This window comes from Streptomyces sp. NPDC044061, assembly GCF_056434305.1.
Genome location: NZ_JBWKFL010000004.1, coordinates 494,074 through 502,404 on the forward strand (window position 1 = coordinate 494,074; position 8,331 = coordinate 502,404).

7 protein-coding genes and 2 rRNA genes are annotated in these 8,331 nt (G+C 71.9%); 5 read left to right on the forward strand and 4 right to left on the reverse strand.

Translation table 11 applies throughout. From position 1 onward, the window contains the following. Entirely contained in the window at nt 1-690 is a 690-nt protein-coding gene (mtrA, locus tag AC07CM_RS09430; RefSeq protein ID WP_478875733.1) for a two-component system response regulator MtrA, read from the reverse strand. Nucleotides 691-879: 189 nt separating this feature from the next. After that, nucleotides 880-2,022: an S-methyl-5-thioribose-1-phosphate isomerase gene (mtnA, locus tag AC07CM_RS09435; RefSeq protein WP_478875734.1), complete on the reverse strand. Its 1,143-nt coding sequence runs from the start codon at nt 2,020-2,022 to the stop codon at nt 880-882. A gap of 140 nt (nt 2,023-2,162) precedes the next feature. Here mtnA and AC07CM_RS09440 point away from each other — a divergent pair, with 140 nt between their 5' ends. The 5 genes from AC07CM_RS09440 to AC07CM_RS09460 are packed head-to-tail and all read left to right on the forward strand — an operon-like array spanning nt 2,163 to nt 7,833. After that, nucleotides 2,163-3,554, forward strand: a complete 1,392-nt coding sequence (locus AC07CM_RS09440) for a DUF7847 domain-containing protein (protein WP_478875735.1) — start codon at nt 2,163-2,165, stop codon at nt 3,552-3,554. A gap of 4 nt (nt 3,555-3,558) precedes the next feature. Further along, nucleotides 3,559-4,341 carry a DUF4129 domain-containing protein gene (locus tag AC07CM_RS09445; RefSeq protein WP_478875736.1) on the forward strand — a complete coding sequence of 261 codons (783 nt, stop codon included), beginning with the start codon at nt 3,559-3,561 and terminating at the stop codon, nt 4,339-4,341. After that, complete coding sequence (locus AC07CM_RS09450; protein ID WP_478875737.1) at nt 4,338-5,534, forward strand: DUF4350 domain-containing protein; 1,197 nt, start codon at nt 4,338-4,340, stop codon at nt 5,532-5,534. Before AC07CM_RS09445 ends, AC07CM_RS09450 begins: the two co-directional genes overlap by 4 nt. Continuing rightward, on the forward strand, nt 5,534-6,523 hold the full coding sequence (locus AC07CM_RS09455) for an AAA family ATPase (RefSeq protein ID WP_478875760.1): 990 nt from the start codon (nt 5,534-5,536) through the stop codon (nt 6,521-6,523). The genes AC07CM_RS09450 and AC07CM_RS09455 overlap by 1 nt, the downstream gene beginning before the upstream one ends. Further along, nucleotides 6,523-7,833, forward strand: coding sequence for a DUF58 domain-containing protein (locus AC07CM_RS09460; RefSeq protein WP_478875738.1), 1,311 nt, complete (start codon nt 6,523-6,525; stop codon nt 7,831-7,833). The genes AC07CM_RS09455 and AC07CM_RS09460 overlap by 1 nt, the downstream gene beginning before the upstream one ends. A gap of 86 nt (nt 7,834-7,919) precedes the next feature. Here the strand turns inward: AC07CM_RS09460 and rrf are convergent. Both rrf and AC07CM_RS09470 read right to left on the reverse strand, forming a co-directional pair. Beyond that, nucleotides 7,920-8,036, reverse strand: a 5S ribosomal RNA gene (gene rrf / locus AC07CM_RS09465). An 82-nt stretch (nt 8,037-8,118) separates the two neighbouring features. After that, nucleotides 8,119-8,331, reverse strand: a 23S ribosomal RNA gene (locus tag AC07CM_RS09470); the annotation flags it as partial.

Here is an 8,331-nt window from a genome sequence, read left to right on the forward strand (position 1 = left end):
TCAGCTCGGTCCGGCCTTGTAACCGACACCACGTACGGTCACCACGATCTCCGGCCGCTCCGGGTCCTTCTCGACCTTGGAGCGCAGCCGCTGGACGTGCACGTTGACCAGGCGGGTGTCGGCGGCGTGCCGGTAGCCCCACACCTGCTCGAGCAGCACCTCGCGGGTGAACACCTGCCACGGCTTGCGGGCCAGCGCGACCAGCAGGTCGAACTCCAGCGGGGTCAGGGCGATCGACTGCCCGTCCCGCTTCACCGAGTGCCCGGCCACGTCGATCACCAGGTCACCGATGGTGAGCTGTTCCGGCGCCGGCTCCTCGGACCTCCTGAGCCGCGCCCGGATCCGGGCCACCAGCTCCTTCGGCTTGAACGGCTTCACGATGTAGTCGTCTGCGCCCGACTCCAGGCCCACCACGACGTCGACGGTGTCGCTCTTGGCCGTGAGCATTACGATCGGCACCCCGGACTCCGCCCTGATCAGGCGGCACACCTCGATGCCGTCCCGGCCGGGCAGCATCAGGTCGAGCAGCACCAGGTCGGGCTTGGTCTCACGGAAAGCGGCCAGCGCCTTGTCGCCGTCGGACACGAAAGACGGCTCAAAACCTTCACCACGCAGCACGATGCCGAGCATCTCGGCCAGTGCGGTGTCGTCGTCGACGACAAGGACTCGTCCCTTCATAAACGACATCATCCCATTCTCGTAACGACGACAGAGGCGCAGGTGAGGCAGGTCACTGGCCTGTGACGATAGTCGTACGGAGCCGTCACTGTCTGCCCCCGGACCCGGCCCGGGCGGTCGCACCCGCCGACACGGCCCCTTCCTCCGCGCCTCAGCGCGAGGAGAGGGGCCGTGTTCGCCGACGGACGCGGCATCGCCGCATCAGCTGGGCGCCGTCCGGCGGGTGCCGGCGGACAGCTCCGCGAGAGCCTCGGCGGTCACCGGCGAAACGGCACCCTCCTCGGTCACGATCGCCGTCACCAGCTCGGGCGGCGTCACGTCGAACGCCGGGTTGTACGCCTGGGTCCCCAGCGGTGCCACCGGAATCCCGCCGCCCGGCCCCGTCGTCGGCACCTGGGGAGCCGGAATCTCGGTCACCTCGAACCCGGGGCGCTGCTCGACCTCGATGGACGCCCCGTCCGGAGTCCCGGGATCCACCGTCGTCAGCGGTGCCACCACGATGAACGGCACATGGTGGTACCGCGCGAGCACCGCGAGCGGATAGCTCCCCACCTTGTTCGCCACCGAGCCGTCGGCCGCTATCCGGTCCGCGCCGATCAGCACCGCGTCGACCTCTCCAGCCGCGAACAGCGAGCCGGCCGCGTTGTCGGTGAGCAAGGTGTACGCCATACCGTGGCGGGCCGCCTCGTACGACGTCAGCCGAGCGCCCTGCAGCAGCGGACGCGTCTCGTCCACCCAGAGCCGCCGCAACTGGCCCATCCGGTGCGCGGCGAGTGCCACCGCGAACGCCGTGCCCTCCCCGCCCGACACCAGCGATCCGGAGTTGCAGTGGGTCAGGATCCGGTGCCCGCCCCCCGGCAGCAGCTCGTCCAGCAGCGCCAGGCCATGAGCGGCCATCCGTGCGCTGGCCTCGGCATCCTCCCGGTGCAGCGTCCGTGCCGCGGCCAGCGCCGCCGTCGCCGCCGCGGTCGGATCGCCGGTCCTGGCGAACGCCACCCCGTAGGCGGCCTCGGCCCTGCGCACTCCGACGGACAGGTTCACCGCGGTGGGCCGGGCACCCTCGAGCGCCCGGGCGGCCTCCTCCACGTCGAAGCCCCGCGCGGCGGCGAGCGCGACGCCGTACGCCCCCGCGATGCCGAGCACCGGTGCCCCGCGGACGGCGAGCGACCGGATCGCCTCCACCAGCGCAGGCGCGTCCGTGCACACCAGCTCGACCTCCTCGGCCGGGAGCCTCGTCTGGTCGAGAAGGACCAGTACGGGACCTTCGGGTGGTTCCTCCCATCGGAGCACAGGTATCTCGGTCGGCCGCTTGTCCTCGCCGGGTTGCGCGTACTGATCAGCCATGCGGTCAGTCTGCCCCGGATCCCGCGGACAATTGAAGGAGTCCAGCCCCTACCGCGCCCGGTCACATGGTCACCACCCCATGGCACGATGTCTGCCAACCTGCCACCGCGACCGCGGACGGGCATCGTGAAGGAGCTTCGATGACTGACACTCCGGGCTGGGCCTCGCCCGGATCCGACCCGTCGTCCGACGGGCGGGAACCCGGCGCGTCCGGCCCCGCCGAGCCCACTGACCGTCCCGCCCCCGCCGAACCGGCCGCGCAGCCCGGAACGGACCCTCAGGGCCCGGGCCCGAAGTGGTCCAACGAGCAGCCGCCACCCGGCCAGTGGTCCGCTCCCACGGGTCCCCCGAGCCCCGGACAGGCCCCACCGCCCCCACCGCCCGGTCCGGGCTGGGGCGGCGGACAACCCGGCGGACCCGGCGGCTACGGCGGCACTCCCGGCGGTTACGGCACCCCTGGCGGTTACGGCACTCCCGGCTACGGCACCCCCGGCGGCCACGGAGCCTGGGGCGGCGGCTGGGGCGGTCCCCCGCCCGCCGCCAAGCCCGGCGTCATCCCGCTGCGGCCGCTCGGCGTCGGCGAGATCCTCGACGGCGCCGTCTCCACCATGCGCACCTACTGGCGCACGGTCCTCGGCATCTCCCTGACCGTCGCGGTCCTCACCGAGCTCAGCGTGCTCCTCCTGCAGGGCTTCATCCTGAAGGACACCGCGACCACCAGCGCCCTCAACGACCCCAGCGCCTCGGCCGACGAGGTACTCCGGGCCTTCGGGGCGGTCATGGCGGGCGCCGGTGTCGTGGCCGTGGTCACCGTCGTGGGCACCATAGTCGCCACCGCCCTGCTCACGACCGTCACCAGCCGCGCCGTGCTCGGCAGGCCGGTCAGCGCGGGCGAGGCCTGGCGGGACGCCCGCCCGCAGGTACCGAAACTGTTCGGTCTGCTCTTTCTGCTGGGCCTCATCTCCGTCGGCGTGATGCTCTGCGGCGCGCTTCCCGGCACCATCGTCGCCATCGCCGGCGGGAGCGAGGGAGCCGGCATCGCGCTGCTCGTCCTCGGCCTCCTCGCCGCCCTCGTCGTCATGGCGTGGCTGACGGTCCGCTTCTCGCTGGCCTCCCCCGCACTGATGCTGGAACGGCAGAGCATCGTGAAGTCCATGAGCCGCTCCACGAAGCTGGTACGCGGCTCCTGGTGGCGCGTCCTCGGCATCCAGCTGCTCGCCGGGATCATCTCCAACATCGTCTCGTCGCTCGTCGTGATCCCCTTCGCCCTCATCGCGGGCGCCGTCAGCGGCGACGGCACGGCGGGTTTCCTGGCCACCGACGCCCAGAACACCGGCTGGACCTTCCTGATCATCAGCGGCATCGGCTCGGTGATCGGCTCCATGATCACGCTCCCGATCAACGCGGGCGTCACCGTGCTCCTGTACATCGACCAGCGCATCCGCCGCGAGGCCCTCGACCTCGAACTGGCCCGCGCCGCCGGTGTCCAGACCCACGCCACCACCGCCCCCGGCCCCGTCCCGGGGAGCTGATGCGGTGAGCCTGACGGGGGGAGTTCTCGCGGCGGCACCGGCCCTGCCGGGCACCGCCGGATCGGCCGTACACGGCCTCCTGGGCGCGGCCCACACGACCGTCCTCGCGATCGGCGGCTCGGGCGACGGGCCGCCGGTGACCATTCCGCGCGGTCCCGCACGGGAGGCGGCACGCCGCGAACTGTCCAAGCGGATGTACCACGAGAACGACCCCAGCCTGCTCCAGCGCGCCCTGAACGCCTTCTGGAACTGGCTCGACCGGCTGCTCAACTCCGCCGCCTCGGCGACACCGGGCGGCACGTTCGGGCTGCTCGTCGTCGTCCTGTTCGTCGTCGCCGTCCTGGCCGCCCTGTGGTGGCGCCTGGGCGCTCCGCGTCGCGAACCGGTCTCCGCCCCGGCCCTGTTCGACGACCGCCCCCGCAGCGCCGCCGAACATCGCGCGGCCAGCGAGGCACATGCCGCCCAGGGCCACTGGAACCAGGCCGTCCAGGAACGCATGCGGGCCATCGTCCGCTCCCTGGAGGAGCGGACCCTGCTCGACTCCCGGCCCGGCCGCACCGCCGACGAAGCGGCCGCCGAGGCCGGCCGCAGCCTCCCCTCGCACACGGACCGACTGCGCGCCGCCGCCGGCGAATTCGACGACGTCACATACGGCGGGCGCAGGGCGAGCCAGCAGTCGTACCTGCGCATCGCCGAACTCGACCGCGACCTGGAGCGCACCCGGCCGGTACTCACGAACAGCTTCACCGGCGCGGACCACAACGCCCGCCAGGGGGCCGCCGAATGACCACCGAGGTCACGCTGCCGACCACCTCCACCGCGCCCACCACCCGCCAGGTCTGGACCCGCACGCGAGGCATCGCACTCGCCGTCGTGCTGATCCTGGTCGCGGCCGTCGCGATGGCCGCCGCCCGCTCCCAGACCCGGCACGGCGAACTCGACCCGCGCTCCGCGGACCCCTACGGCAGCCGTGCCGTCGCCGAACTCCTCGCCGACCGGGGCGTCTCCACGCGCGTCGTCACCACGCTCGGCGCGGCACGCGCCGCCGCCGGCCCGGACACCACTCTCGTCGTAGCCGTCCCCGACCTGCTGACCCACCGTCAGCAGACCGTGCTGCACTCCGCGACGGCGCACTCCGGCGGACGCACCGTCCTCGTCGCCGCCGGCAGCTGGTCCGTCGAGCGACTCGCCCCCGGGGTCACCGCGGACCCCGCCACCAGCTCCGACTCGACGCTCGATCCCGGCTGCACCCTGCCCGAAGCCCGGCGCGCGGGCAGCGCCGACACCGGCGGCATCCGCTACACCACCACCCACCTCGACGCCGACTCCTGCTACCCGAGCCAGCGCCTCGCCACCCTGCTCCGCCTCCCGGCGACCTCCGGGAGCGGCGACACCGTCGTGCTCGGCGCGCCCGACATCCTCTACAACAAGCGACTCGACAAGCAGGGCAACGCCTCGCTCGCCCTTCAACTCCTCGGCTCCCGCCCCCATCTGGTCTGGTATCTCCCCTCGCTCGCCGACACTTCCGCCACCGGCAACGGCGAACAGAAGAGCTTCCTCGACCTGCTCCCCTCGGGCTGGCTCTGGGGCACCCTGCAGCTGTTCATCGCCGCGGCCCTCGCCGCCTTCTGGCGGGCACGCCGCTTCGGCCCCCTCGTGCCCGAAAAACTCCCCGTCGCGATCCGCGCCTCCGAAACCGTCGAAGGCCGCGCCCGCCTCTACCGCAAGGCCAACGCCCGCGACCGCGCGGCCACCGCTCTTCGCTCCACCACCCGCACGCGCCTCGCCCCCCTCGTCGGCGTCCCCGTCGCCCAGGCGCACTCGCCCGAAGCCCTGCTCCCCGCCCTGTCCGCCCACCTCCACGGCGACGGACAGGCCCTGCACTCCCTCCTCTTCGGACCGCCGCCCGGCGACGACGCCGCGCTCATCGCACTCACCGACCAACTCGACGCCCTCGAAAGAGAGGTACGCCGTCCATGATGGACCCGACCACTGACAACGCCGGGAACACCGGGGACGCGGGCAGCGCCCGAGCCTCCCTGGAAGCCCTGCGCGCCGAGATCGCCAAAGCCGTGGTCGGCCAGGACCCCGCCGTGACCGGCCTCGTCGTCGCCCTCCTGTGCCGCGGACACGTCCTCCTCGAGGGCGTCCCCGGAGTCGCCAAGACGCTGCTCGTCCGCGCACTGGCCTCCACGCTCGAACTCGACACCAAGCGCGTCCAGTTCACGCCCGACCTGATGCCGAGCGACGTCACCGGCTCACTCGTCTACGACACCCGCACCGCCGAGTTCTCCTTCCAGCCCGGCCCGGTCTTCACCAATCTGCTCCTCGCGGACGAGATCAACCGCACCCCGCCCAAGACCCAGTCATCTCTCCTGGAAGCCATGGAGGAACGCCAGGTCACGGTCGACGGCACCCCGCGCCCCCTCCCGGACCCGTTCCTGGTCGCCGCGACCCAGAACCCCGTCGAGTACGAGGGCACCTACCCTCTCCCCGAGGCCCAACTGGACCGGTTCCTGCTCAAGCTGACGATCCCTCTGCCCTCACGCCAGGACGAGATCGACGTCCTCACCCGCCACGCCTCGGGCTTCAACCCGCGCGACCTGCACGCCGCAGGCCTACGCCCGGTCGCCGGCCCGGCCGACCTCGAGGCGGCCCGCGCGGCAGTCGCCAAGACGACCGTCTCCCCCGAGATCACGGCCTACGTCGTGGACATCTGCCGCGCCACCCGCGAGTCGCCCTCCCTCACCCTCGGCGTCTCCCCGCGTGGTGCCACCGCCCTCCTCGCCACCTCGCGCGCCTGGGCCTGGCTGACGGGCCGCGACTACGTCATCCCCGACGACGTGAAGGCCCTCGCCCTGCCCACCCTGCGCCACCGCGTCCAGCTGCGCCCCGAGGCCGAGATGGAGGGCGTCACCGCCGACTCCGTCATCAACGCGATCCTCGCCCACGTCCCGGTCCCCCGCTGATGGCGCTCACCGGACGCGCCGCCCTCGTCGCGGCCCTCGGCTCCATCCCCGTCGGCATCCTGGAACCCGGCTGGACGGGCATCCTCGCGGTCAACGGCCCGCTCGCCCTGGCCTGCGCCTGCGACTTCGCACTCGCGGCACCCGTACGACGTCTCGTCCTGTCCCGCTCCGGCGACACCTCCGCACGCCTCGGCGAGACCGCCGACGTCACACTCACGATCACGAATCCGTCCAGGCGCCTGCTGCGGGCCCGCCTACGGGACGCATGGCAGCCCAGCAGCTGGCAGCCCGGCACCGAGATCGAGGGCTCCCGGCACCGCGTCACCGTCCCGGCCGCCGAACGCCGACGCGTCACGACCCGGCTGCGCCCCACCCGCCGCGGTGACCGCCAGGCCGACCGCGTGACAATCCGGTCCTACGGTCCGCTCGGCCTCTTCTCCCGCCAGGGTGCCCACAAGGTGCCCTGGACGGTACGGGTCCTGCCCCCGTTCACCAGCCGCAAGCACCTGCCGTCCAGACTCGCCCGGCTGCGCGAACTGGACGGACGCACCAGCGTGCTGACCCGCGGTGAGGGCACCGAGTTCGACAGCCTGCGCGAGTACGTCCCCGGCGACGACACCCGTTCCATCGACTGGCGCGCGACCGCCCGCCAGTCCACGGTGGCCGTCCGCACCTGGCGACCCGAGCGCGACCGCCACATCCTGCTGGTCCTCGACACCGGACGAACCTCGGCCGGCCGCGTCGGCGACGTGCCACGCCTCGACGCCTCCCTGGACGCGGCCCTGCTCCTCGCGGCGCTCGCCTCCCGCGCCGGCGACCGCGTGGATCTGCTCGCCTACGACCGCCGGGTACGTGCCCTCGTCCAGGGCCGCTCCGCCGGCGATGTCCTGCCGTCCTTGGTCAACGCGATGGCCACGCTCGAACCGGAGCTCGTGGAGACCGACGCCCGTGGCCTCACGGCGACGGCTCTCCGTACCGCTCCTCGACGATCCCTGATCGTGCTGCTCACGACGCTCGACGCGGCGCCCGTCGAGCAGGGCCTCCTGCCCGTGCTGCCGCAGCTCACCCAGCGCCACACGGTGCTCGTCGCCTCGGTGGCCGACCCGCACGTCGCCCAGATGGCGAAAGCCAGGGGGAACGCGGACTCGGTGTACGAGGCCGCCGCGGCGGCACAGGCCCAGAGTGAACGCCAGCGCACGGCGGAACAGCTCCGCCGCCATGGGGTGACGGTTGTCGACGCGACACCGGACGACCTGGCCCCGGCTCTGGCGGATGCGTACCTCGCTCTGAAGGCAGCCGGCCGACTCTGATCCGCCGCTGCCACCCCCTCGGGGGGAAAAGCTCCAGAACGCAGAAAACCCCCGCATCTTTCGATGCGGGGGTTTTCCCAAAGATTGTTCGGCGGCGTCCTACTCTCCCACAGGGTCCCCCCTGCAGTACCATCGGCGCTGTGAGGCTTAGCTTCCGGGTTCGGAATGTAACCGGGCGTTTCCCTCACGCTATGACCACCGAAACACTATGAAACTCTCAACCGAAACGCCCCGAAAGGCGACGTGGTCGTGGTTTCAGAACCAACACAGTGAACGCGAGCGTCTGAGGACAAGCCCTCGGCCTATTAGTACCAGTCAACTCCACCCGTTACCGGGCTTCCATATCTGGCCTATCAACCCAGTCGTCTACTGGGAGCCTTACCCTCTCAAGGAGGTGGGAATACTCATCTCGAAGCAGGCTTCCCGCTTAGATGCTTTCAGCGGTTATCCCTCCCGAACGTAGCCAACCAGCCATGCCCTTGGCAGAACAACTGGCAC

What these genes read in the sequence shown, in the direction of transcription:
- AC07CM_RS09450 (WP_478875737.1), top strand. Translation starts at nt 4,338, where the DNA reads ATGACCACCGAGGTCACGCTGCCGACCACCTCCACCGCGCCCACCACC.
- mtnA (WP_478875734.1), bottom strand. Translation starts at nt 2,022, where the DNA reads ATGGCTGATCAGTACGCGCAACCCGGCGAGGACAAGCGGCCGACCGAG.
- AC07CM_RS09455 (WP_478875760.1), top strand. Translation starts at nt 5,534, where the DNA reads ATGGACCCGACCACTGACAACGCCGGGAACACCGGGGACGCGGGCAGC.
- AC07CM_RS09440 (WP_478875735.1), top strand. Translation starts at nt 2,163, where the DNA reads ATGACTGACACTCCGGGCTGGGCCTCGCCCGGATCCGACCCGTCGTCC.
- AC07CM_RS09460 (WP_478875738.1), top strand. Translation starts at nt 6,523, where the DNA reads ATGGCGCTCACCGGACGCGCCGCCCTCGTCGCGGCCCTCGGCTCCATC.
- mtrA (WP_478875733.1), bottom strand. Translation starts at nt 690, where the DNA reads ATGATGTCGTTTATGAAGGGACGAGTCCTTGTCGTCGACGACGACACC.